Raw genomic sequence first — 22,455 nt, forward strand, 5'->3', positions numbered from 1 at the left:
CCCGGCGCGCCCACCGCGCGCCGCCGTCCGGAACACGCAGAATGCCCGGTATGGGCGGCGTGATCGACGGCAAGGTCTTCGGATCGCTGTTCGTCACGCTGTTCGTGATCATGGATCCGCCGGGCACCATCCCGATCTTCCTGGCCCTCACCTCCGGCCGGGCGCACCGGGTGCAGCGGCGGATGGCCTGGCAGGCCGCGCTGGTGGCGCTCGGGGTGATCACCTGCTTCGGCCTGTTCGGGCAGCAGATCCTGGGCTACCTGCACGTGACGATCCCGGCGCTGCAGATCTCCGGCGGGCTCCTGCTGCTGCTGATCGCGCTGGACCTGCTGACCGGCCGGATCGAGGAGCCCACCCAGACCAAGGACGTCAACGTCGCCCTGGTCCCGCTGGGCACCCCGCTGCTGGCCGGGCCGGGCGCGATCGTCGCGGTCATCCTCGGCGTGCAGCAGGCCCACGGCTCCGCGCAGTACGTGGCGGTGTGGTCGGCGATCGTGGCGATGCACGCGGTGCTCTGGCTGACCATGCGGTTCTCGCTGGTGATCATCCGGGTGATCAAGGAGGGCGGCGTGGTGCTGATCACCCGGCTGTCCGGCCTGCTGCTGTCGGCGATCGCGGTGCAGCTGGTGGCCAGCGGGGTGTTCGGCTTCATCGACGCCCACCCGACCTGACGGGCGGTCAGTCCAGCGGGACGCCGCGGCGGTTCGGATCGCGCAGGTCGGTGCCGTGCTGCAGCCACCGCTCCTCCAGCGCGGCCGCGCCCTGGACGCGCTTGAACGCGGCCTCGTTGGGCGTCATCGGCAGCAGCGGCAGGAAGCGCACCGCCTCGGCGGGGGCCGGGAGTTCGAGATCCTCGACCAGACCGCCGGGCTCGGCGGCCAGCACCGAGGTGAACGGGGCGCCGGGCCACAGCGGCGAGCCCAGGTCGAGCGAGCCGCCGGGGGCCACCACCAGCCCCTCCACCTGCGGGCTGGCGGCGAACACCACCAGCGCCCGGTGCACCTCGTCGTGCCCGCCGCGCACGGTGAGCACCAGCTCGGCGCGCGGGCCGCGCACCGGGTCGGCGACCGGCGCGGACGGGTCGGCCATCGGGGCGGCCGACATGCCGAGCGTCGCGTACCGGACCAGGCCCTCGGCGTCCGGGCCGAAGCGCAGCACCTCGATCCGGTCCGCGCCGACGAAGGTGACCGCGGCGCGGCCGGAGGGTTCGCCGAACGTGCTGATCAGCCGGGCCTCGACGGCGGCCAGGACGGCCTGCCGGGTCGGGCCGGCACCGTGGCCGGGGTCGGCGTCGGGATCGGAGAAGTCGCCGAAGAGCGGGAAGTCGTGCGCCATGCGGCGACCTTAGCGCGCGCGGCGGGGGGCAAGCCTTGGCGCGACCTTTACCCGCCCGACGCCGAACTCCGGGGCCCGGCACGGGGAAGAGCTGTTAATGTGAGCGGTCGGCCTTGTGAATACGAACCAGGGCCGCGACGGCCCCCGCGCGGGCCCCGGCGTGGAGGAGGTGGTCACGGTGGACAGCAGTCGACCATGCAGTACCGGCAGCTCTCTCCGGCCCACCCCGATCCGCCGCCTGCACGGCTGACCCGGGCTCGCACGCAGCGTGGCGTCCGGCCGAGAGAGCACCTTCCCCGGGGTCGAGCCGCCGAAACCCGCCCAGCGAACGGCTTTCTGACGCACTGTCGGCCCCGGCGTGTCCACCGGTGTTTTCCGCCGTCGCGCCGCCCCCGCCTGCCCCGGGGGGTGCGCGCCGGTCCGGCCCAAGGGAGTCCGCGCCATGTCGATGATCAACAACCTGCGCGCCGCCGTCGTCCGCCAGCCCCGCCGCCGGGACGGCGGCGGCCTCGGACCGAACCCCGGCACCACCCCGTCCGCGGTGGTGGACTGCGCCGTCTACCAGCACGGCAAGCGCACGGGCGAGACCTGCAGCCCGCGCGAGGCCGCCCGGCAGGTCAAGGCCGCGCACCAGAGCGGCCCCGGCTCGTTCAGCTGGATCGGCCTGCACGAGCCCACCGAGGCCGAGTTCGAGGGCATCGCCCAGCGCTTCGGCCTCCACCCGCTGGCCGTGGAGGACGCGGTGCACGCGCACCAGCGCCCCAAGGTCGAGCGGTACGACAACATGCTGTTCGCGGTCTACAAGACCGTCCGCTACGTCGAGCACGAGCAGCTCACCCCGACCAGCGAGGTGATCGAGACCGGCGAGCTGATGGTGTTCGCCGGGCCGGACTTCGTGATCACCGTCCGGCACGGCGCGCACTCCTCGCTGCGCGCCCTCCGGCTCCGGCTGGAGGCCGACGCCGAGGGCACCGGCCTGCTCGCCAAGGGCCCCGCCGCCGTGCTGCACGCGATCGCCGACCACGTGGTGGACAACTACCTGCTGGTCGCCGAGCGCCTCCAGACCGACGTCGACGAGATCGAGTACGGCGTCTTCGCCAACCGCGGCGGCAGCGGCGCCGACGTCGGCCGGGTCTACCAACTCAAGCGCGAGGTACTGGAGTTCAAGCGCGCCGTCACCCCGCTGCTGCGCCCGATGCTGCAGCTGTCGGAGCCCGTCGCCCGGCTGGTCGACCCGGAGATGCAGAAGTACTTCCGCGACGTCGCCGACCACCTCGCCCGGGTCAGCGAGCAGGTGCAGGGCTTCGACGAACTGCTCAACTCGCTGCTCCAGGCCAACCTGGCGCAGGTCTCGGTCGCCCAGAACGAGGACATGCGCAAGATCACCGCGTGGGCGGCGATCTTCGCCGTCCCCACCATGATCACCGGCGTGTACGGCATGAACTTCGAACACATGCCGGAACTCCGGTGGACGTACGGCTACCCGACCGTGCTCGGCGTGATCGCACTGATCTGCGTCGGCATGTACCGGGGCTTCCGCCGCAACGGCTGGCTGTAGCGCCCCCGGCGGCTGGCCGGGCGGGGCGTCACCGGCACTCCGCCCCGCCGGCTCGGACGGGGTGTCAGCGGCGCTCCGCCCGGGCCACCAGCACCAGGCCCAGCAGGATCACCCCGACCGCCGGGTAGGCGGCGGCCGGGGGCCACTGGCCCAGCCACACCGCCGCGATCAGCGCCGCCCCCGGCGTCTCCAGCAGGATCGCCGTCGACGTGATCGACGCACCCAGCGTGCGCACCACCCGGTTGCTCAGCGAGTGCCCGAGCAGCTGCGCCGACACCATCAGCAGGAAGATCTGCCACCACGCCCCGGCCGGCCAGCCCGCCAGCCGGGTGTCCGTCAGCAGACACGCCGCCAGCAGCGCCACCGCGCACGTCGCGTAGCAGACCAGTGTGTACGCGGTGGTCGACACGGTGCGCCGCACCTCCGCGCCCAGCAGCATGTACCCGGCCGCCGCCGCACCGGCCGCCAGCGCCAGCCCGTCCCCGAGCAGCGCCCGCGGCGAGAGCGACAGGTCCACGCCGGTCAGCACCAGCACGCCCGCGAACGCCAGCCCCACACCCAGCCACACCAGCCGCGGCGCACGCACCCCGAACAGCCGCATCAGCACGATCGCCCACAGCGGAGTGGTCGTCACCAGCGCCGTCGCGGACGCCACCGACGTCATCCGCAGGCTCGGCATCCACAGCGCGAAGTGCAGCGCCAGCAGCACGCCCGCCGCCATCGCCAGCAGCAGCGACCGCCGGGAGATCCCGCGCAGCTCGGCCCGGTGCCGCCACAGCGCGTACGGGCCCAGCACCGCCACCGACATGCTGTTGCGCCAGAACGCGATCGCCAGCGCCGGCGCGGCCGTCGCGCTGATCAGCGGCGCGGACAGCGAGATGCCCGCGATCGACACGGCCAGCAGCAGCAGATCGGTGCGCGGCAGCTGCCGCCGCTGGTCGACCACCGCGGTCGCGGCGGGGGCGGTGGTGGGGGCGGCGGGCACGGCTCTCCTCGGGCTCAGGACTGCTGACCGGGTACACGGTAAGGGCTGTCCGGGCACCATGGCACTGTCGTCCCGGGGGACGGGACCGCCGGCGGACGGCCAGGCCGTACGCTGTGCGGCATGGAGCGTACGACGACTGCGAGCGCGGCAGACTTCCTCGACCGGGCCCTGGTGGAAGAGGCCGCCAAGAAGTCCGGCCTGCTCTGGGTCCAGCCCGCCGGCCGCCCGCACGCCCACCCGCTCTGGCACGCCTGGCACGACGGCGCCGTGGTCGTCGTCGGCGACGGCGCCGAACAGCCCCTGCACGGCCTCGCCGCCGGCACCACCGCCACCCTCACTCTGCGCAGCAAGGACAAGGGCGGCCGCCTGGTCGCCTTCCCCGCCGCCGTCACCGCCGTCACCCCCGGCACCCCGGCGTGGGACGGCGCCGTCGACGAACTCAAGGGCAAGCGCCTCAACGCCCCCGACACCGACACCATCGGCGACCGCTGGGCCCGCGAGTCCCGCATCCTCCGCCTCGAACCCGCCGGCGACCTCGCCCCCCACCCCACCGACTCCCTCGCCGCCGCCCCCGTCCCCACCCCGGCCACCACCCGCCGCCCCGTCCCGGCCGGCCTCCCCAAGCTCCTCTTCAAGAAGAAGCGCAGGCGCTGACCCCGGCCGCACCACGAACGACCGGCTTCCACGGGACCACCTGCTGCCCCCCGGGGGCACACGGGGCCTTCCGACCCGCGGACGCCTGGACAGGAACAGCGGGCAGGACCGCCGCGGCGTCATCACCACCGCCTCGCACGAACGCCCCCGGCGAGCCCCACCGGTCGCCTCCCGGCCCGGTCGCCGCCGCGCGGGACCAGCACGAAGCCGCCCGCCCGAAAGCCCGCGGCCCCCAACGCCCCCCGGGCCTCGCGGCGCGTTCACCGCCGTACAGGGCTACGCCACCAGCATGCCCACCGGGCGCGGCCGCCAGGAACGTCACGTCCCCGTCGGCCTCGCGGCGCGGTCCCCTCGGCAGGGGCGGTGCCGACGGGCACGTACTGCCGCCTCCCGGCCCGCCGTCGCCCGCCGGGAAGCTCGCGGGGGGGGTGACGACCCGCGGGTCTCGCGGTGCGGTCATCGCCCTTCCCGGGGGCCGGGGCCGCTAAGTTTGGGTGGTTATATCCCTTTCACCCGGGAGGACCTCGCATGGCCGGCCCAGGCAGCCGCGTGTTCATCTCCCATCTCTCCGGGGTCGCGGTCTTCGACCCGAACGGCGACCAGGTCGGCCGGGTCCGTGACGTGGTGGTCTCGTTGCGGCTGGGCGGGAGCCCGCCCCGGGTTCTCGGCCTGGTGGTGGAGGTGATCGGCCGCCGCCGGATCTTCCTGCCGATGACCCGGGTGACCAGCCTGGAGTCCGGTCAGGTGCTCTCCACCGGGCTGCTGAACATGCGCCGGTTCGAGCAGCGCCCGTCGGAGACGCTGGTGCTGGCGGAGTTGCTGGACCGCACCGTCACCCGGACCAAGACCGCGGACGAGGTGACCGTGCTGGACGTCGCGATGGTGCAGACCCGGCTGCGGGAGTGGGAGATCGACAAGGTGTTCGTCCAGGTCGGCCGTCCGTCCCGGCTGCGGAAGGCGAAGGGCGAGCAGTTGCTGCTCGACTGGACGGCCGTCACCGGGTTCTCGCTCGCCGAGGAGGGCCAGGGCGCGGCCAACCTGCTGGCCACCTTCGAGCAGTTGCGCGCCGCCGACCTGGCGAACGTCATGCACCACCTGTCGGCGAAGCGTCGCGCCGAGGTCGCCGCGGCCCTGGACGACGACCGGCTCGCGGACGTGCTGGAGGAGCTGCCCGAGGACGACCAGGTGGAGATCATCGGCAAGCTGAAGGAGGAGCGGGCCGCGGACATCCTGGAGACCATGGACCCGGACGACGCCGCGGACCTGCTGTCCGAGCTGCCCGCCGAGGACGCGGAGCGGCTGCTGCGCCTGATGGAGCCCGCGGAGGCGGAGGAGATGCGCCGGCTGCTGTCCTACGAGGAGGACACCGCGGGCGGTCTGATGACCACCGAGCCGATCGTGCTGGAGCCGGACGCGTCGGTCGCCGAGGCGCTCGCCCGGGTGCGGATCTCCGACACCAAGCCGGCGCTGGCCGCGCAGGTGTACGTGTGCCGTCCGCCGAACGAGACCCCGACCGGCACCTACCTGGGCACGGTGCACTTCCAGCGGCTGCTGCGCGAACCCCCGTACACCCTGGTCGGCTCGATGGTGGACGACGACCTGGACCCGCTGCCGCCGGACACCCCGCTGCCGCTGATCACCTCCTACCTGGCCACCTACAACCTGGTGGCGGCGCCGGTGGTCGACGAGGACGACCACCTGCTGGGCGCGGTCACCGTGGACGACGTGCTGGACCACCTGCTGCCGGACGACTGGCGCGAGGGCTCGGCGCACGACCTCCCCGCCGGTGAGGTGACGGATGGACAGTGACCGCAAGCGGCAGCGCGACTCGTCCGGCCAGCGGCTCCAGGGCGAGCTGCGCCAGTTGCGCGAACTGCGGGAGCTGCGGACGCGTGAGCAGCGCGGCCGCCGCGAGGAGCGGCCCGGCCCGGCCGGGTCGCCGTCCCGTTCGCGGCTCGACCAGCCGCGCACCGGCCGACCGGGCCTGATCCACCTGCCGGCCTGGGACCCGGAGGCGTTCGGCAAGCTGTCCGAGCGGATCGCCCGTTTCCTGGGCACCGGCCGGTTCATCGTCTGGATGACGGTGGTGATCATCGCCTGGGTGGTGTGGAACACCCTGCTGCCGGCGTCCGTCCACTTCGACGACTACCCGTTCATCTTCCTCACCCTGATGCTCTCGTTGCAGGCCTCGTACGCGGCGCCGCTGATCCTGCTCGCGCAGAACCGCCAGGACGACCGCGACCGCGTCAACATGGAGCAGGACCGGGCCCGCAGCGACCGCAACATCGCGGACACCGAGTACCTGACCCGCGAGGTCGCGGCCCTTCGCCAGGGGCTCGGCGAGGTCGCGACCCGGGACTTCATCCGTTCCGAACTGCAGTCGCTGCTCAAGGAGATCGACGAACGGCGGGAGCCCGCGGATACGTTGTGACCCGCGGCACGCTACCGGCGAGTCGGGGGCGGGGCGCAGCGCCGTACCATCAACACATGGCCAACGAGACAGAGGTGGCGGCCGGGGTGACGGAGCAGTCCGTCCGGGAAGCCCTGGCGACCGTCCACGACCCGGAGATCAACCGTCCGATCACCGAGATCGGCATGGTGAAGTCCGTCGAGATCGGCGACGGCGGCGCGGTGAAGGTCGCGGTGTACCTCACCGTCTCCGGCTGTCCGATGCGCGAGACGATCACCCAGCGGGTCACCGACGCGGTGTCCGCCGTTCCGGGTGTCACCGCGGTCTCCGTCGAGCTCGACGTGATGAGCGAGGAGCAGCGCCGCGAGCTCTCCCAGCTGCTGCGCGGCGGCGCGCCCGAGCGGGAGATCCCGTTCGCCAAGCCGGGCACCCTGACCCGGGTGTACGCGGTCGCCTCCGGCAAGGGCGGCGTCGGCAAGTCCTCGGTGACGGTCAACCTGGCGGCGGCGCTGGCCGCGGACGGGCTGAAGGTCGCCGTGGTGGACGCCGACATCTACGGCCACAGCGTGCCGCGCATGCTGGGCGTCGAGGGCCGGCCGACCCAGGTGCAGGACATGATCATGCCGCCGGCCGCGAACGGCGTGAAGGTCATCTCGATCGGCATGTTCACCCCGGGCAACGCGCCGGTGGTGTGGCGCGGCCCGATGCTGCACCGCGCGCTGCAGCAGTTCCTCGCCGACGTGTACTGGGGCGACCTGGACGTCCTGCTGCTCGACCTGCCGCCCGGCACCGGCGACATCGCGATCTCGGTCGCGCAGCTCGTCCCGAACGCCGAGATCCTGATCGTCACCACCCCGCAGATGGCCGCGGCCGAGGTCGCCGAGCGGGCCGGCACCATCGCGCTGCAGACCCACCAGAAGATCGTCGGCGTCATCGAGAACATGTCGGGCATGCCGTGCCCGCACTGCGACGAGATGATCGACGTCTTCGGCACCGGGGGCGGCCAGACCGTCGCCGACGCCCTGACCCGCACGGTCGGCGCGACCGTCCCGGTCCTGGGCTCCATCCCGATCGACGTCCGCCTCCGCGAGGGCGGCGACGACGGCCGTCCGGTCGTCCTCTCCAACCCCGACTCCCCCGCCGGCGCCGCCCTCCGCACCATCGCCGGCAAGCTCTCCGGCCGCCAGCGCGGCCTCTCGGGCCTCTCCCTGGGCCTGACCCCGAAGAACAAGTTCTGACGGCCCCTCAGCACCTCGAACGGCCCCGGGCGTTGTCCGCCCGGGGCCGTTCCGGCGTTCTGCGGCGGCGCTAGCGGCCGTTGTAGGCCTCCAGGTCGGCGACGGTGGTGAAGCCGATGCCGTAGGCGGAGACGGAGCGGCCGTAGGCGCCGATGAGGACGCCGGGGGCTTCGCCGGCGAGGACCCAGCCGTATTCGGACTCGCGGTAGCGGAAGGGCTGCGGGAGGCCGTTGACGGGGAGGGTGAGGGAGGACCAGGCGGGGCCGTCGAGGTCGTCGGCGAGGTCCCAGGCGAGGGCGGACTGCTGGTCGAGCCACTGCTGTCGGAGGGTGCGGTCGAGGGTGCCCGGCCAGGTGACGGCGAGCAGTCCGGCGCCGGCCAGCCAGGCCGCGGAGGACGCGGAGGTGGCTTCCAGGGTGCCGGTGTTGTCCGCGCTGCGGCGGACCTCGCGGCGGGCGACGGTGACCACGGTCGCGAACCGCCGGGTGTCCCGGGGCTCGGGCCCGCGGGCGGGTTCGTCGCCGTGGCCGAGGGTGCCGTAGTCGGGGATGTCGGACGGGGTGGCGCGCGGGTTCTGACCGGTGCCGACCTGGCCGAGCCAGCGACGGCCGGTCCATCCCTCGTCCAGGCCGTACCAGGGGAAGTCGGCGGCGCGGTAGGCGGCGAGGGGGTCGGCGGGCCGGCGCGCGGCGGCGGGGTCTGCGGTCGTTTGCGTGGCGTCCACTGCGGGCCTCCTCGGCGTTGCTCCTGCCACGGGCGGGCTCCATGGTGGCGCACCGCGGCCCCTCCGTCCGGGAGAACCGGGCCGGACACGGCCTGGCGTGACGGACTGCACAGCGGCCGTCCGGTGGGGGCACCGGGGAGGTAGTGCACACGATAGCGGCGGGAACGGCGACGCCCCGCCTGCCGGGGGCGGGGCGTTCGGGTCGGGCTCGGCCGGCCGGTCAGGTGGCGTCCGGGTCGAACGGGGGACGCTCGCCGGCGGCGAGGGCGGGGCCGGCGCTCGCCGCGGCGGCCGGCTTGGAGAAGTCGACGGAGGCGGTCGGCGTCGGCGTCGGGGTCGGGGTCCCGTTCAGTGCGGACTTGAGGTCCACGCTGTCCTTGAGGTCCTTCAGCCCGAGCGGGTCCTCGCCGTCGCCGAGCAGCTGCTTGCGGACGAAGGTCTTCGGGTTGAGGTCCTCGAAGTCGAAGTTCTGGAACTCCGGCCCGAGCTCGCTGCGGATGTCCTCCTTCGCGCTGTCCGCGAAGGAGCGGATCTTGCGAATGAAGCCCATGGTGTCCTGGATCAGCTTCGGGAGCTTGTCCGGGCCGAAGATCACGATGGCCATGACGACGATCGTCAGGACCTCCAGCCCGCCTATGTCTCCGAACACCTGAACTCCCAGCACCCGACAACGCTGAACCAAGGGTAAACGCGGGCGGCCGTTCCCCGGTCTCCGGCGGGTGAATCCGTGGTAAAGACCACCCGGGTGACCGGCGTCGACGGCGTGCCGGTGAAGGCAGGCTAGCGCAGGAGCTGGCGCGGGTCACCGGTGGGCGACGGCTGCGGGGTGGCCTGCCGCCGGGCCCGCATCGGGTAGTCCGGGACGTCGACCTGCTGCTGCGCGTTCACCGGGACGATCGCCCCGCCGACCGGGGTGACGCTGGTGGGCTGCCGGTTGGGGCCGCTCTGGCCCGCGGTGATGCCGCCGACCCCGCCGAGGGTGACCGCGGCGACCGAGAACGCGCCGGCGGCGGCGAACACCAGCCGGCGCCCGCGGGCCGGAGCCGGGCGGGAGGCGGGCAGTTCGCCGAGCGCGGCCAGCGGACGCGGCATCGCGGCCGGGTCGCGGCGCGGCGCGGCCGACGGGCGGGAGCCGAACAGGCCGGCCCGCGGGTCGATCCCGGGTATCGGGGCTTCGGCGCCGAGCGCGCCGCCGCCGAAGCCGGCGCCCCGGCCGAAGGAACCGCCGGTGAGCCGGCTTCCGCCGAACACGGCTCCCGACGGCCCGTCAGGGCCCGGTCCGTCCTCCGGCAGCGCGGCCACGGCCATCAGCCGGGCCATCAGCGCCGCGGACGGGCCGGGCACGGCGGCCTCGCTGAGCGTCCGCTTGACCGCGCGGGCGCCCTCCGCCTCGGCCAGGCAGTCGGCGCAGGTCGCCAGGTGGGCCTGCACCCGCTCGCGGGCGTCGTGGCCGAGTTCGCCGTCCAGGTAGGCGGTGAGGCGGTCGCCGAGGTGGTGCTCCTCGACCGCCGGCTCGACCGGACGGACCGTCACGGGCCGCAGCTCGGCCGCCGCAGGGGCCTGCTCGGCGCGGCGCAGGGCCGCCCAGCGCGACCGGCCGGTGGCGTCCGCGCGCTCGGGGGCCTGATCGCTCATGACCCCCTCCGGTCGCTTCCGACCGGTTCGGCGCCGACCGGCACGGGTTCGGCGGAGCCGCCCCGGCGCGACCGGCCCGCGGCGGCGTTCGGCGCCCGGTGCTTGAGGGCGGCCCGCAGGTGCGAGCGGCCGCGGTGGATCCGGCTGCGGACGGTGCCGAGCTTCACGCCGAGGGTGGCGGCGATCTCCTCGTAGGAGAGGCCCTCGATGTCGCACAGCACCACGGCGGCCCGGAACTCCGGGGCGAGGGTGTCCAGCGCCTGCTGCACGTCCGCGTCGAAGTGGGTGTCGCTGAAGTGCTGGGCGGGACTGGGCTCGCGGCTGGCCAGGCGCTCCGCGGCGTCCTCGGCGAGGGCGTCGAAGCGGATCCGCTGGCGGCGGCGGACCATGTCCAGGAACAGGTTGGTGGTGATCCGGTGCAGCCAGCCCTCGAAGGTGCCGGGGGTGTACGTGGACAGCGAGCGGAACACCCGGACGAAGACCTCCTGCGTGAGGTCCTCGGCGTCGTGCTGATTGCCCGTCAGCCGGTAGGCGAGGCGGTAGACGCGGGCGCTGTGCGCCTCGACGATCTCCTCCCAGCTGGGCGGCGTCCAGTTCTGCGCGTCGGGCCCCTCCGTGAAGGACGCGAGCGTGCCGGCGGCCTCGGCCACCGAGTCGTCGGCTGCGGTCGACTTGCCCAGGGGGGAATGCACAGACTGGTTCATCACGGGCTTCGGCGTACGGGCCGACGTGGTGCCGCGGGGGTGCCGCTGCACAGGGACGTCGCCCTCGGCCACACCTCCTCGGTCGGCTCTTCTGCCCAGCAGAGCCACCACCATATCCACCTCACACGTCAAGCCCGGATAAGAGCGGTCGAACAGCGGCCGCCGCGGGCGGTCCGGCCACCCACGACGACTCAACGGCCAGCCGTCGAACGCGGTTCCCGGTCGGCCAGTAGTCTGTCGCTGGAATTTGTCGACTTCCGTCGACACCGGCGCTCCGGAAGAGGCAGCCATCACCGAGTTCGGGCCCCAGCGAGTGGCCCTCGCCGACACCTACGTCGGCGAGGACGCGGTGCTGACCTACGCCCGGGCCCAGTCGGCCCGCACCGGCATACGCGCGATCGGTCCCAGCGGCGGCGCGGCCCTGCGCCTGCTGGCCGCCGCGCTCGACGCCAAGGCGGTGGTCGAGATCGGCACCGGCACCGGCGTGTCCGGCGTGTACCTGCTGCGCGGCATGCGGCCCGACGGCGTGCTCACCACCGTCGACTCCGAGCCGGTCCGCCAGCAGTACGCCCGCGAGGCGTACCTGGCCGCCGGGTTCGCCGCCAACCGCGCCCGCTTCATCCCCGGCCGGGCCCGCGACGTGCTGCCCCGGCTCGCCGACGGGCAGTACGACCTGGTGTTCTGCGACGGCGACCCGGCCGACTCCGGCTTCCACCTCACCGAGGCGATGCGGCTGCTCCGGCCGCGCGGGGTGGTCTGCTTCGAGGGCGTCTTCCAGGAGGGCCGGCTCGCCGAGCCCGAACTCGACGACCCGCAGACCCTCGCCGTGCGCGACCTGGTCGCCGTGATCCGCGAGAGCGACACCCTGCTGCCCGCCCTGCTGCCGGTCAGCGACGGCCTGCTCTGCGCCGTGAAGCGCTGACCCGGCACCGCCGTCGGACGCGCCGCCCCCGGCATGCGGAACGGGCCCGTTCCCCGCACCGGGGGACCGGGCCCGTCGAACACGCCCGGGACGCCCGGGCGTGCGAGTGGCAGTCGGGTGTCAGCCGCAGGCCTTCTTCAGGGCCTCGCCCAGAGCGTCCGCCTCGTCCGGCGTCAGCTCCACCACCAGGCGGCCGCCCCCTTCGAGCGGAACTCGCATGATGATGCCCCGCCCCTCCTTGGTTACCTCCAGCGGGCCGTCACCCGTCCGCGGCTTCATGGCCGCCATGCTCGTTCCCCTTCCTGCAACCGTTCAGGTACGCACCGGCAGTCCGTCCACCGCCGGTATCGAACGCATTGATCGGAAGCCATTATCCCGCATGCGACCGCTCGATGACCAACATCACTCTCTGCGCCAAGCCGCCCGAACCCGCACCAGAGCTCCGATTACCTGCCGAAAGCCGCATCCCTCCGCACTCCGACACGCCCTCAGGTGGTGCGCCACCTCACACTCCCCCGCCCGGCCGCACTCCGGCATGCTGTGGCCACGACAGCCCACCGCGACCCGGGAGCCCTCACCGATGTCCGACACCGTGCGCTACCACCGCGACGGCGCCCTCGCCGTCCTCACCATCGACCGCGCCGACGCCATGAACGCCCTCGACGTCGCCACCAAGGTCGCCCTCCGGGACGCGGTGATCACCGCCGCCGCCGACCCCGACGTCCGGGCCGTGCTGCTCACCGGCGCCGGCGAGAAGGCCTTCTGCGTCGGGCAGGACCTCAAGGAGCACCTCGGCCGGCTCCGCCACCAGCAGGAGACCGGCGAGAGCGCGCTGCGCACCGTCGCCGAGCACTACAACCCGCTGGTCCGGGCCCTCGCCGGGATGCGCAAGCCGACCGTCGCCGCCGTCAACGGCGTCGCGGCCGGGGCGGGCGCCTCGCTCGCCTTCGCCTGCGACTTCCGGATCGTCGCCGACACGGCCGGCTTCAACACCGCGTTCGCCGGCATCGCCCTGACCGCCGACTCCGGCGCCTCCTGGACGCTCCCCCGCCTGGTCGGCCACGCCCGCGCCACCGAGCTCCTGATGCTCCCCCGCACCGTCCGCGCCGAGGAGGCGCTCGCCCTCGGGCTCGCCACCCGCGTCGTCCCGGCCGCCGAACTGGCCGCCACGGCGCACGAGTTCGCCCTCACGCTGGCCAACGGCCCGACCGTCGCCTACGGCGCGATCAAGGAGTCGCTGGCCTACGCCGCCTCCCACTCGCTGAGCGAACTCCTGGACAAGGAGGAGGAGTTGCAGACTATGGCCGGCAACAGCGAGGACCACGCGATCGCCGTCAACGCCTTCGTGGCGAAGGAGAAGCCGGCCTTCGTGGGCAAGTAGGCCCGGGGCCCCCGCGCCCCGCCCGGGGCGCGGGAAGCGGCCGCCCGGAGGGCCGGCTACCGGGCGTGGCAGTCCGCCAGGTGGTCGTTCACCAGCCCGCACGCCTGCATCAGCGCATAGGCGGTGGTCGGCCCGACGAACCGGAACCCGTTCTTCTTCAACTCCCGGGCCAGCGCGGTCGATTCGGGCGTCACGGCGGGCACGTCCGCGAGCGTGCGGGGCGCCGGCCGGTCCGGGTCGCCGGCGTGGCTCCAGATCAACGCGTCCAGTTCGCCCGCGAGTTCGCGGGCGGCCCGGGCGTTGGCGATCGTGGCGAGGATCTTCGCCCGGTTGCGGATGATCCCGGTGTCGGCCATCAGCCGTTCCACGTCGGCGTCGCCGAACTCCGCGACCTCCTCGATCGTGAAGTCCCGGAACGCCGCCCGGAATCCCTCGCGCCGCCGGAGGATGGTGATCCAGGACAGCCCGGACTGGAACGCCTCCAGCGAGATCCGCTCGAACAGCGCCTGGTCGCCGTGGACCGGCCGGCCCCACTCGGTGTCGTGGTAGACCCGGTAGTCGTCCGCCGAGTCGCCCCATCCGCAGCGCAGCAGTCCGTCGGCGCCGAGCACGGCGCCCGTCACGAGCGGTCGCTCTTCTCGGTGTCCTCCGAACCCTCGGGCTCGGCGGGCTTCTTCTCCAGCACGGCCGTGAACGACTCCAGTCCCGGCAGCGGCTCCCCGGACGCGGCGGGCGCGGCCTCCACCGAGCCGCGCACCGCGCCGACCGCCTCGAGTTCGGCGATCCGCGCGTCGCGGAGGGCGAGTTCCGCGCCGAGGCGGTCGAGGACGTCGTCGACCTCGTCCATCCGGTAGCCGCGCAGCGCCATCGGCAGGCGCAGGTCGTCGACGTCGGTCCGGCTCAGCGGCCGGTCCTGCGGGAGGCGTGCGGTGAGGCGGTCGTGTTCCGCCTCCGGAAGGGATCCGCCGCCGCCCAGCGCCACCAGTGCGGCACCGCCGACCACCACGGCCATCGCACCCACGATCACCCAGAACACGAGCTGTCCTCCGTCAGTCCCCGGCAGTTCCCGGTCGGCTTCGGCCCACGGGCGGGATCAGGTGGGATCATGGTCCCGTACAGGCCGGGGCCCATCATTGCACCCGGGAGCGCTGAGGAGGAGACACCGGTGGCACTGCGCCTCGGCACGCGTGAGTTCGGCCCGAACGAGCTGATCATCATGGCAATCGTCAATCGCACCCCGGACTCGTTCTTCGACCGGGGCGCGACCTTCGCCGACGCGGCCGCGTTCGACGCGGCGGACCGGGCGGTCGCGGAGGGCGCGGCGATCCTGGACATCGGCGGGGTGAAGGCCGGTCCGGGCGAAGAGGTCACCGTCGAGGAGGAGTTGCGCCGCACGGTGCCGTTCGTGGCGGAGCTGCGCAGGCGCCATCCGGACGTGGTGATCAGCGTGGACACCTGGCGCCACGAGGTCGGCGAGGCGGTCTGCGAGGTGGGCGCGGACCTGCTGAACGACGCCTGGGGCGGTTTCGACCCGAAGCTCGCCGAGGTCGCGGCCCGGTACGGCGCGGGCCTGGTGTGCACGCACGCGGGCGGCGCGGAGCCGCGCACCCGTCCGCACCGGGTGGGCTACGAGGACGTGATGGCGGACATCCTGGCGGTCACCGTCGGCCTGGCCGAGCGGGCGCTCGAACTCGGGGTGCGACGCGACGGGTTGATCATCGACCCGGGGCACGACTTCGGGAAGAACACCCGGCACTCGCTGGAGGCGACCCGTCGGCTGCCGGAGATGACGGCGACCGGGTTCCCGGTGCTGGTGTCGCTGTCGAACAAGGACTTCGTCGGCGAGACCCTCGACAAGCCGGTGGACGAGCGCCTGCTCGGCACCCTGGCCACCACCGCCGTGTCGGCCTGGCTGGGCGCACAGGTGTACCGGGTGCACCAGGTCGCCGAGACCCGGCAGGTGCTGGACATGGTGGCGTCGATCCGCGGCACCCGTCCCCCGGCGGTGGCCCGCCGGGGGCTCGCCTGACGGTCCGTCAGGCCGGCGTGCCCTGCGGCTTGCGGGCCTCCTCCAGGACCTTGAGCACGTCGGCGACGTCGTCGGTGACGTGGAACAGGTCGAGGTCCTGCGGGTTGGCCTTGCCCTCGGCGACCAGGGTGGACTTCAGCCACTCGACCAGACCGCCCCAGTAGGCGCTGCCGAACAGGATCACCGGGAACCGGGTGACCTTCTTCGTCTGCACCAGGGTGAGCGCCTCGAACAGCTCGTCCAGGGTGCCGAGCCCGCCGGGCAGCACCACGAAGCCCTGGGCGTACTTCACGAACATCGTCTTGCGGACGAAGAAGTACCGGAAGTTCAGGCCCAGGTCGACGTACTCGTTCAGGCCCTGCTCGAAGGGCAGCTCGATGCCGAGTCCGACGCTCAGTCCGCCGGCCTCGGTGGCGCCCTTGTTGGCGGCCTCCATCGCGCCGGGCCCGCCGCCGGTGATCACCGCGTAGCCGGCCTCCGCGAGGGCCCGGCCGATCTCCACGCCGGCCTGGTACTCGGGCGTGCCGGGCTTCGTCCGGGCGGAGCCGAACACGCTGATCGCGGTGGGGAGCTTGGCGAGCGCGCCGAAGCCCTCGACGAACTCGGAGGTGATCCGCAGCACCCGCCACGGGTCGGTGTGCAACCAGTCGGTGGGCCCGGTGGTGTCCAGCAGCCGCTGGTCCGTCGTCTCCGTCTCGACCTGGTCCCGCCGGAGCAGCACCGGGCCCTTGCGCTTCTCGGGCCACGGCTTCCTGGTCCTGCGGACGTGTTCTTCTCCGTTGGCTGTCATGACGAAACCCTACGCCTGACAAGGCAACTTTCCGGGGAACAACGGAAAACGGCCGCACGTCCGAGGACCGGCGCCGGGCGGCTACTTGGTGAGCCAGTTCCGCAGCCGCTCCTCGACCTCGGCGATCGCGGCGAGCGAGCAGTGCTCCTCCCGCTTGTGCGCCAGGTTCGGGTCGCCGGGGCCGTAGTTGACGGCGGGGACGCCGTGCGCGGAGAACCGGGCGACGTCGGTCCAGCCGAACTTGGCGCGCGGCTCGCCGCCGACCGCGGCCAGGAAGGCCTGCGCGGCGGGCTGGGAGAGGCCGGGCAGCGCGGCGGGCGAGGCGTCGACGATGTCCAGCTGGTAGCCGTCGAAGACCTCCCGCAGGTGGGCCTCGGCCTGCTCCAGGCTGCGGTCGGGGGCGAACCGGAAGGCCACGTGGATCCGGCACTCGTCGGGGATGACGTTGCCGGCGACGCCGCCGTCGATCCGGGTGGCGTTCAGGCCCTCGCGGTACTCCAGGCCGTCGATGACGACCCGTCGGGGCCGGTACTCGGCGAGCCGGCGCAGCACCTCCGCCGCCTTGTGGATGGCGTTGTCGCCGAGCCAGCTGCGGGCGGCGTGGGCGCGCACGCCGGTGAGCGTGATGTCGGCCCGGAGGCTGCCCTGGCAGCCGCCCTCGACGACGGCGCCGCTCGGCTCCATCAGCACGGCGAAGTCGCCGGCCAGCCAGTCGGGGTGGGTGGCGAAGAGGTGGCCGAGGCCGTTGCGGTCGGCCTCCACCTCCTCGCAGTCGTAGAAGACGTAGGTGATGTCGTGGTTCGGCTCCACCACCGTGGCGGCGAGCCGGAGTTGGACGGCGACGCCGGACTTCATGTCGGACGTGCCGCAGCCGTAGAGCAGGTCGCCCTCGACGTGCGAGGGCACGTTGTCGGCGATCGGGACGGTGTCCAGGTGTCCGGCCAGCACCACCCGCTCGGGCCGGCCGAAGTGGGTGCGGGCGACCACGTTGTTGCCGAACCGGTCGACGGTGAGGTGCGGGCAGGCCCGGAGCGCGGCCTCGACCGCGTCGGCGAGGGCGGTCTCCTCGCCGCTGACGGACGGGAAGTCGACGAGGCGGGCGGTCAGCGTGCCGCCGTCGAGGGTCAGGTCGAGGGGCGAGTTCGGGCTGCTCATGGCGGCCACCCTACCGAGCGCCCGGACGGCCCGGCGGGCGGGCGCGCAACCGCGCGGACCCGTACGGCCGTCCGAGCGGTTACGGTGTCCGCGAACGGCGCGGACCCGGACGGGACCGCCGCGACAGGACACGACCGGACGACGAGGGAGAGGGGCGACCGTGGCCTTTGACGCCGAGTACGCGGGGGGTGGCGCGTCCGAGCGCCGTCGGCGGCCGTGGCGGCGGATCCTGGTCGGGCTGCTGGCGCTGGCGGTGGTCGGCGGCCTGGTGGTGTGGCTGAACCGGGACAGGATCACGGTGCCGGACGAGGGCTGCAAGGTCGCCACCGCGGCGGGCTCGGGCGCGCTGGAGCTGGGCGCGGCGGCGAACGCGGCGACCATCACGGCGGTGGCGATGTCGCGCGGCCTGCCGGAGCGGGCGGTGACGATCGCGCTGGCGACGGCGATCCAGGAGTCCAAGCTGCGCAACCTGGAGGGCGGCGACCGGGACTCGGTGGGCCTGTTCCAGCAGCGCCCGTCGCAGGGCTGGGGCTCGATCGACCAGATCATGGACCCGGTCTACTCGACCAACAAGTTCCTGGACGCGCTGGTGAAGGTGAACGGCTACGCGCAGATGCCGCTGACCGACGCCGCCCAGCAGGTGCAGCGCAGCGGCTACCCGCAGGCGTACGCCAAGCACGAGAACAACGCGACGCTGCTGGCGACCGTGCTGATGGGCCGGGAGGCGGCCGCGCTGAACTGCGTGGTGCACGAGCTGCCGGAGCCGGACGCGGCGGCCACGCCGGCCGCCACCGCCTCGGAGCGGGTGCGCCGGGAGTTCGGCAAGGCGGTGGCGGTGGCGCCCGCCGAGAAGGCCGCCAAGGACCCGCGCGAGGTGCTGGCGTTCACCCCGCAGCCGACCGCGAGCACCGCGGGCGCGGGCGGCACCCAGCAGACCGGCTGGGCGCTGGCCCAGTGGTCGGTGGCGCGCGCGGCGGACCTGGGCATCGGGCAGGTCGCGTACGCCGGCAAGGTGTGGCGGGTGGACCGGCCGAACGACGGCTGGAAGCCGCTGGTGGGCGCCCCGGGCGACCGGGTGCTGGTGACGCTGGGCGCCCCGGCGAAGAAGAAGTGACGGCGCCGTCGGTGCGTTGACGCACTGATGCGCGGGTGACGGCCCACCGGGTGATTCGGGTCAACTCCCGCTGACGGCAGCGCCCCTGGCGGACGGCCGGCACGCCGAGGCGTCGGCGGTCCGCCGGTCGCCTTTCCGGACAAGGGAAGTGACGGTTCTTCAGCGATCCCGCGGCGGGCGATCCGGCCCCGGTGCCCGAAACCCGATCGTCCGATCTTTGCGAACCCTTGACCTTGACCGGCCGAAACCTTCCCGGTGCTCTTGCGGTCATACACGTCGCCCGCGGGGCGGCCCGGACAGCCGTACCGGCCGTCCGCCCGGCGGACCGTAGACCTCACCTCTTAGGAGCACCATGTCCCTCCCCCTCACGCGCCGGATCGCCCAGGCCGCGCTGCTCGTCGCCGCCACCGCGACGCCGCTCGCGGCCGCGGGCGCCGCCTCCGCCACCGAGGTGGTCCCGCAGACCGACCTGGGCGCCGGCGTGACCAAGCTGGCCGACGTCCCCAACTCGGGCGACACGGTGCAGGGGGCGACCCACGAGCTCGGCCAGATGGTCGGCACCACCGGTGCCGCGACCCTGGCGGCGGGCGGGCCGGCGGCCGCCGACGCGGCCGGCAACACCCTCGCGCACAGCCTGCCCTCCACCGACGAGGCGCTCGGCCACCTCGGCCCGGCCGCCAAGGCGGCCCAGCTGACCGACGCGCTCGGCCCGCTGTCCGAGAAGGTCGTCCCGACGGTCGAGCAGAAGGTCGGCCCCACCGTCACCGAGAAGGTCCTCCCGGCCGCCCAGAAGGCCACCGCCACCCCGCTCAAGACCGTCGGCAAGCTGCCCACCGACAAGCTGGCGCACAGCCTGCCCGCGGCCGAGAAGCTCGCCCCGGTCACCGGCGCCGTGCAGTCGCTGCCGGTGGCGAGCGCCCTCAAGGAGCTGCCCGTCGCGGGCGCCCTCGCGGGCCTGGCCGAGCACGAGTCCGCCAACCGCCTGGGCTCGATGCCCTCGCTGGGCGGCGGCAGCAACAGCCCGCTGAGCGGCCTGACCGGCGCGCTCGGCCCGCTGGGCGGCCTGCTGGGCGGCCTGGGCGGCGGCGGCCTGCCGATCGGCTGATCACCGCGAGCACGCACGAAAGGGGCGGAGCCGGTCGGCTCCGCCCCTTTCGTCCGCCGCTCGACGCGGCGTCAGCGCTTGAGCCGCTCCACGGCGGCGGCCACCCGCTCGTCGGTGGCGGTGAACGCCACCCGCACGAACCGGTCGCCCGCCGGGCCGTAGAAGTCGCCGGGGGCCACCAGGATGCCCAGTTCGGCGAGTTCGGCCACGGTCTCCCAGCACGGCCGGTCCTGGGTCGCCCACAGGTACAGGCTCGCCTCGGAGTGCTCGATCCGGAGCCCGTACGCCTCCAGCGCGGCCCGCAGCGCGGCCCGCCGCTGCGCGTACCGGGCGCGCTGCTCGGCGACGTGCGCGTCGTCGGCGAGCGCGACCGCGGTGGCCGCCTGCACCGGCGCCGGCACGATCATGCCGCCGTGCTTGCGGATCTCCAGCAGCTCCCGGACCACCACCGCGTCACCGGCCACGAACGAGGCACGGTACCCGGCGAGGTTGGAGCGCTTGGAGAGCGAGTGGACGGCGAGCAGCCCCTCGTGGGTGCCGCCGCACACCGACGGGTGCAGCACCGACACCGGCTCGGCCTCCCAGCCGAGTTCGAGGTAGCACTCGTCGCTGACCAGCAGCACCCGGTGCTCCCGGGCCCACTCGACGGCGCGGCGCAGCTCGTCCGCGCCCAGCACCCGCCCGGTCGGGTTGGACGGCGAGTTCAGCCAGAGCAGCCGGACCCTGCTGCCGTCCAGCTCGTCGAGGTCCCCGTAGGCGACCGGCTCGGCGCCGCAGAGCAGCGCGCCGACCTCGTACGTGGGGTAGGCGAGCTTCGGGTAGGCGACCTGGTCGCCGGGGCCGAGGCCGAGCTGCCCGGGCAGCCACGCCACCAGCTCCTTGGAGCCGACGGTGGGCAGCACCGCCTCGGGGCCGATGTCGGCGCCGACCCGGCGGTGCAGCCAGCCGGCGATCGACTCGCGCAGGGCGAGCGGGCCCCACACGGTCGGGTAGCCGGGCGTGTCGGTGTGCGCGGCCAGGGCCTGCTGGATCAGCTCCGGGACCGGGTCGACGGGGGTGCCGACGGAGAAGTCGCACAGCCCGTCCGGGTGGCCCTCGGCGGTGTGCTTGTACGGTTCCAGCTTGTCCCAGGGGAAGACCGGAAGACGGTCGGATACGCGGCGCGCCGCCCCCGGGTGGCCCGGGAACGGCGCGTGCGTGCTGTCGTTGGTGCTCACAGCGTGGATGCCACCGATCAGTGGTCGGCGTTCTGCGGGGGCAGGGCCGCGATGAACGGGTGGTCACGCTCGATCAGGCCGAGCTTGGAGGCGCCGCCGGGCGAGCCCAGGTCGTCGAAGAACTCGACGTTCGCCTTGTAGTAGTCCTTCCACTCCTCCGGAGTGTCGTCCTCGTAGAAGATCGCCTCGACCGGGCAGACCGGCTCGCACGCACCGCAGTCGACGCACTCGTCCGGGTGGATGTAGAGGGACCGCTGACCCTCGTAGATGCAGTCGACGGGGCACTCCTCGATGCACGCCTTGTCCTTCACGTCGACACAAGGCTGCGCGATGACGTAGGTCACGCTGTCGTTCCTCCTCGGAAGGGCTCCCGCCCTACTGTTTACTCGGTCGCGCGGTGCGCGCGGCGTCGTCGATGCCCGCCCCTAGTATCGCGGGTCGGGGGACGCAAATGCACAGGAGGTGCGGTTCATGGTCGGCGGAGTCCCGCTGGAGGCCCGTCCGGAGGTCCGGATAGGCCCGTCTGACGTGGGAAGACGCGTCTCCGTCCGGCGTGTTGACGGCGTGGCGGACGGCCGGCCCGTGTTCCGCGATGTGATCGGCGTGCTCACTGCGTGGGACGGCGACGGGTTGACGGTCGAGTCCCGCGGCGGCGCGCCGGTGCGCTTCGCCGCCGAACTGCTGGTGGCCGGCAAGCCCGTGCCGCCGTTCCCGGCCCGCCGCGTCCCGGCGCCGGAGAGCACCCCGGCCGGGCTCCAGCGGACCGCCGCCCGCGGCTGGCCCGCGATCGAACAGGAACCGCTCGGCGAGTGGGTGCTGCGGGCCTCCGCCGGATTCACCCGGCGCGCCAACTCCGTGCAGGCCCTCGGCGACCCGGGCGTGTCGACCGCCGAGGCCCTGGACCGGGTCCGCGACTGGTACGCGGCCCGCGGCCTGCCCGCCCACGTCGAGGTGACCGAGGGCGTCTCCCCGCCCGGACTGACCGCCGAACTCGCCGCCCTGGGCGCCGCACTGGCCCCGACCGCGGTGCGCACCGCCCCGCTCGGCGGACTGGCCCGGGCGGCCGCGCCGGACGGCTGGCGGCAGGTCCGGCTGTCCCGCACCGCCGGCCGCGCCTGGCTCTCGCTCTACCGCCGGGTCGGCGACGACCCCGCCCTGGAGGCGGCCGCGCACGCCGTGCTGCACGGCGGCCCCTCGGTCTGGTTCGCCCACGTACCCGGCCCGGACGGCAGGCCGCTGGCGATCGGCCGGATGTCGGTGGACGGCGACTGGGCCGGCCTCGGCGCGATCGAGGTCGCCCCGGCGGCCCGCCGCCGCGGACTGGCCACCACGCTGATGGCGGGGCTCGCCGCCCGCGCCGCCGAGGAGGGCGCCACCGCCGCCTACCTGCAGGTCGAGGCCGACAACCACGGCGCGCAGACGCTCTACAACCGCCTCGGCTTCACGACCAGTCACACTTACCACTACGCCCGCCTCCCCCAGCGGTAGCGTGCACCACC

25 protein-coding genes are annotated in these 22,455 nt (G+C 73.8%); 12 read left to right on the forward strand and 13 right to left on the reverse strand.

Annotated elements, in window-relative coordinates:
• Positions 1-59 precede the first annotated feature (59 nt).
• Positions 60-671, forward strand: a complete 612-nt coding sequence (locus ACFV1L_RS26020; protein WP_380370003.1) for a MarC family protein — start codon at positions 60-62, stop codon at positions 669-671.
• Positions 672-678: 7 nt separating this feature from the next.
• Here the strand turns inward: ACFV1L_RS26020 and ACFV1L_RS26025 are convergent, their stop codons facing one another.
• Complete coding sequence (locus tag ACFV1L_RS26025) at positions 679-1,335, reverse strand: suppressor of fused domain protein (RefSeq protein ID WP_380369926.1); 657 nt, start codon at positions 1,333-1,335, stop codon at positions 679-681.
• A gap of 442 nt (positions 1,336-1,777) precedes the next feature.
• Between ACFV1L_RS26025 and corA the strand changes: the two genes are divergently transcribed.
• Positions 1,778-2,893 carry a magnesium/cobalt transporter CorA gene (gene corA / locus ACFV1L_RS26030; protein ID WP_380369929.1) on the forward strand — a complete coding sequence of 372 codons (1,116 nt, stop codon included), beginning with the start codon at positions 1,778-1,780 and terminating at the stop codon, positions 2,891-2,893.
• Positions 2,894-2,957: 64 nt separating this feature from the next.
• Here the strand turns inward: corA and ACFV1L_RS26035 are convergent, their stop codons facing one another.
• Positions 2,958-3,878 carry a DMT family transporter gene (locus ACFV1L_RS26035; protein ID WP_380369932.1) on the reverse strand — a complete coding sequence of 307 codons (921 nt, stop codon included), beginning with the start codon at positions 3,876-3,878 and terminating at the stop codon, positions 2,958-2,960.
• Positions 3,879-3,998: 120 nt separating this feature from the next.
• Here ACFV1L_RS26035 and ACFV1L_RS26040 point away from each other — a divergent pair, with 120 nt between their 5' ends.
• From ACFV1L_RS26040 to ACFV1L_RS26055, 4 genes are all read left to right on the forward strand, one after another.
• The gene (locus ACFV1L_RS26040; protein ID WP_380369934.1) at positions 3,999-4,532 is read left to right on the forward strand and encodes a hypothetical protein; all 534 of its coding nucleotides are present in this window, start codon (positions 3,999-4,001) and stop codon (positions 4,530-4,532) included.
• Positions 4,533-5,060: 528 nt separating this feature from the next.
• Positions 5,061-6,341: a magnesium transporter MgtE N-terminal domain-containing protein gene (locus ACFV1L_RS26045; protein ID WP_380369936.1), complete on the forward strand. Its 1,281-nt coding sequence runs from the start codon at positions 5,061-5,063 to the stop codon at positions 6,339-6,341.
• Entirely contained in the window at positions 6,331-6,963 is a 633-nt protein-coding gene (locus tag ACFV1L_RS26050) for a DUF1003 domain-containing protein (protein WP_380369939.1), read from the forward strand. The genes ACFV1L_RS26045 and ACFV1L_RS26050 overlap by 11 nt, the downstream gene beginning before the upstream one ends.
• Before the next feature lie 56 nt (positions 6,964-7,019).
• Positions 7,020-8,180, forward strand: a complete 1,161-nt coding sequence (locus ACFV1L_RS26055) for an Mrp/NBP35 family ATP-binding protein (RefSeq protein WP_380369941.1) — start codon at positions 7,020-7,022, stop codon at positions 8,178-8,180.
• A gap of 70 nt (positions 8,181-8,250) precedes the next feature.
• Here the strand turns inward: ACFV1L_RS26055 and ACFV1L_RS26060 are convergent, their stop codons facing one another.
• From ACFV1L_RS26060 to sigE, 4 genes are all read right to left on the reverse strand, one after another.
• Positions 8,251-8,904 carry a hypothetical protein gene (locus tag ACFV1L_RS26060; protein ID WP_380369944.1) on the reverse strand — a complete coding sequence of 218 codons (654 nt, stop codon included), beginning with the start codon at positions 8,902-8,904 and terminating at the stop codon, positions 8,251-8,253.
• A gap of 220 nt (positions 8,905-9,124) precedes the next feature.
• Positions 9,125-9,553: a sec-independent translocase gene (locus tag ACFV1L_RS26065; RefSeq protein WP_380369947.1), complete on the reverse strand. Its 429-nt coding sequence runs from the start codon at positions 9,551-9,553 to the stop codon at positions 9,125-9,127.
• 131 nt (positions 9,554-9,684) lie between these two features.
• Positions 9,685-10,539, reverse strand: coding sequence for an anti-sigma factor (locus ACFV1L_RS26070; RefSeq protein WP_380369950.1), 855 nt, complete (start codon positions 10,537-10,539; stop codon positions 9,685-9,687).
• Entirely contained in the window at positions 10,536-11,243 is a 708-nt protein-coding gene (sigE, locus tag ACFV1L_RS26075; protein WP_380369953.1) for an RNA polymerase sigma factor SigE, read from the reverse strand. Before sigE ends, ACFV1L_RS26070 begins: the two co-directional genes overlap by 4 nt.
• Before the next feature lie 247 nt (positions 11,244-11,490).
• Between sigE and ACFV1L_RS26080 the strand changes: the two genes are divergently transcribed.
• Entirely contained in the window at positions 11,491-12,165 is a 675-nt protein-coding gene (locus tag ACFV1L_RS26080) for an O-methyltransferase (RefSeq protein WP_380369956.1), read from the forward strand.
• A 120-nt stretch (positions 12,166-12,285) separates the two neighbouring features.
• Here the strand turns inward: ACFV1L_RS26080 and ACFV1L_RS26085 are convergent, their stop codons facing one another.
• Positions 12,286-12,453 (reverse strand): DUF3117 domain-containing protein, encoded by a 168-nt coding sequence (locus tag ACFV1L_RS26085; RefSeq protein ID WP_014137929.1) that lies wholly within the window; start codon positions 12,451-12,453, stop codon positions 12,286-12,288.
• Positions 12,454-12,745: 292 nt separating this feature from the next.
• Between ACFV1L_RS26085 and ACFV1L_RS26090 the strand changes: the two genes are divergently transcribed.
• Positions 12,746-13,546 carry an enoyl-CoA hydratase-related protein gene (locus ACFV1L_RS26090; protein ID WP_380369959.1) on the forward strand — a complete coding sequence of 267 codons (801 nt, stop codon included), beginning with the start codon at positions 12,746-12,748 and terminating at the stop codon, positions 13,544-13,546.
• Positions 13,547-13,602: 56 nt separating this feature from the next.
• Here the strand turns inward: ACFV1L_RS26090 and ACFV1L_RS26095 are convergent, their stop codons facing one another.
• Complete coding sequence (locus tag ACFV1L_RS26095; RefSeq protein ID WP_380369962.1) at positions 13,603-14,169, reverse strand: DNA-3-methyladenine glycosylase I; 567 nt, start codon at positions 14,167-14,169, stop codon at positions 13,603-13,605.
• Positions 14,166-14,582, reverse strand: coding sequence for a DivIVA domain-containing protein (locus ACFV1L_RS26100; RefSeq protein WP_380369965.1), 417 nt, complete (start codon positions 14,580-14,582; stop codon positions 14,166-14,168). The genes ACFV1L_RS26095 and ACFV1L_RS26100 overlap by 4 nt, the downstream gene beginning before the upstream one ends.
• 180 nt (positions 14,583-14,762) lie before the next feature.
• Here ACFV1L_RS26100 and folP point away from each other — a divergent pair, with 180 nt between their 5' ends.
• Positions 14,763-15,575 carry a dihydropteroate synthase gene (folP, locus tag ACFV1L_RS26105; protein ID WP_380370005.1) on the forward strand — a complete coding sequence of 271 codons (813 nt, stop codon included), beginning with the start codon at positions 14,763-14,765 and terminating at the stop codon, positions 15,573-15,575.
• Between the two features lie 7 nt (positions 15,576-15,582).
• On the opposite strand, the gene ACFV1L_RS26110 is transcribed toward folP, so the two are convergent.
• On the reverse strand, positions 15,583-16,365 hold the full coding sequence (locus ACFV1L_RS26110; RefSeq protein WP_380369967.1) for a TIGR00730 family Rossman fold protein: 783 nt from the start codon (positions 16,363-16,365) through the stop codon (positions 15,583-15,585).
• An 81-nt stretch (positions 16,366-16,446) separates the two neighbouring features.
• Positions 16,447-17,520 carry a succinyl-diaminopimelate desuccinylase gene (gene dapE / locus ACFV1L_RS26115; protein WP_380369970.1) on the reverse strand — a complete coding sequence of 358 codons (1,074 nt, stop codon included), beginning with the start codon at positions 17,518-17,520 and terminating at the stop codon, positions 16,447-16,449.
• Positions 17,521-17,680: 160 nt separating this feature from the next.
• Here dapE and ACFV1L_RS26120 point away from each other — a divergent pair, with 160 nt between their 5' ends.
• Together ACFV1L_RS26120 and ACFV1L_RS26125 are read left to right on the forward strand one after the other, a co-directional pair.
• Positions 17,681-18,634, forward strand: a complete 954-nt coding sequence (locus ACFV1L_RS26120; protein WP_380369973.1) for a hypothetical protein — start codon at positions 17,681-17,683, stop codon at positions 18,632-18,634.
• A 352-nt stretch (positions 18,635-18,986) separates the two neighbouring features.
• Entirely contained in the window at positions 18,987-19,739 is a 753-nt protein-coding gene (locus ACFV1L_RS26125; protein WP_380369976.1) for a hypothetical protein, read from the forward strand.
• A gap of 71 nt (positions 19,740-19,810) precedes the next feature.
• On the opposite strand, the gene dapC is transcribed toward ACFV1L_RS26125, so the two are convergent.
• Positions 19,811-20,956, reverse strand: coding sequence for a succinyldiaminopimelate transaminase (gene dapC, locus ACFV1L_RS26130; protein WP_380369979.1), 1,146 nt, complete (start codon positions 20,954-20,956; stop codon positions 19,811-19,813).
• 17 nt (positions 20,957-20,973) lie between these two features.
• On the reverse strand, positions 20,974-21,300 hold the full coding sequence (fdxA, locus tag ACFV1L_RS26135; protein ID WP_030287402.1) for a ferredoxin: 327 nt from the start codon (positions 21,298-21,300) through the stop codon (positions 20,974-20,976).
• A 259-nt stretch (positions 21,301-21,559) separates the two neighbouring features.
• Between fdxA and ACFV1L_RS26140 the strand changes: the two genes are divergently transcribed.
• Positions 21,560-22,444: a GNAT family N-acetyltransferase gene (locus tag ACFV1L_RS26140; protein WP_380369981.1), complete on the forward strand. Its 885-nt coding sequence runs from the start codon at positions 21,560-21,562 to the stop codon at positions 22,442-22,444.
• The last annotated feature ends 11 nt before the right edge of the window (positions 22,445-22,455 follow it).

The sequence above is a fragment of the Kitasatospora sp. NPDC059646 genome, from assembly GCF_042734615.1.
Lineage (GTDB): Bacteria > Actinomycetota > Actinomycetes > Streptomycetales > Streptomycetaceae > Kitasatospora.

Coding starts and splice junctions, on each gene's coding strand:
- ACFV1L_RS26025 (WP_380369926.1), bottom strand. CDS start 1,335: ATGGCGCACGACTTCCCGCTCTTCGGCGACTTCTCCGATCCCGACGCC.
- corA (WP_380369929.1), top strand. CDS start 1,778: ATGTCGATGATCAACAACCTGCGCGCCGCCGTCGTCCGCCAGCCCCGC.
- ACFV1L_RS26040 (WP_380369934.1), top strand. CDS start 3,999: ATGGAGCGTACGACGACTGCGAGCGCGGCAGACTTCCTCGACCGGGCC.
- ACFV1L_RS26045 (WP_380369936.1), top strand. CDS start 5,061: ATGGCCGGCCCAGGCAGCCGCGTGTTCATCTCCCATCTCTCCGGGGTC.
- ACFV1L_RS26050 (WP_380369939.1), top strand. CDS start 6,331: ATGGACAGTGACCGCAAGCGGCAGCGCGACTCGTCCGGCCAGCGGCTC.
- ACFV1L_RS26055 (WP_380369941.1), top strand. CDS start 7,020: ATGGCCAACGAGACAGAGGTGGCGGCCGGGGTGACGGAGCAGTCCGTC.
- ACFV1L_RS26070 (WP_380369950.1), bottom strand. CDS start 10,539: ATGAGCGATCAGGCCCCCGAGCGCGCGGACGCCACCGGCCGGTCGCGC.
- sigE (WP_380369953.1), bottom strand. CDS start 11,243: ATGAACCAGTCTGTGCATTCCCCCCTGGGCAAGTCGACCGCAGCCGAC.
- ACFV1L_RS26085 (WP_014137929.1), bottom strand. CDS start 12,453: ATGGCGGCCATGAAGCCGCGGACGGGTGACGGCCCGCTGGAGGTAACC.
- ACFV1L_RS26090 (WP_380369959.1), top strand. CDS start 12,746: ATGTCCGACACCGTGCGCTACCACCGCGACGGCGCCCTCGCCGTCCTC.
- folP (WP_380370005.1), top strand. CDS start 14,763: ATGGCAATCGTCAATCGCACCCCGGACTCGTTCTTCGACCGGGGCGCG.
- ACFV1L_RS26110 (WP_380369967.1), bottom strand. CDS start 16,365: ATGACAGCCAACGGAGAAGAACACGTCCGCAGGACCAGGAAGCCGTGG.
- dapE (WP_380369970.1), bottom strand. CDS start 17,520: ATGAGCAGCCCGAACTCGCCCCTCGACCTGACCCTCGACGGCGGCACG.
- ACFV1L_RS26125 (WP_380369976.1), top strand. CDS start 18,987: ATGTCCCTCCCCCTCACGCGCCGGATCGCCCAGGCCGCGCTGCTCGTC.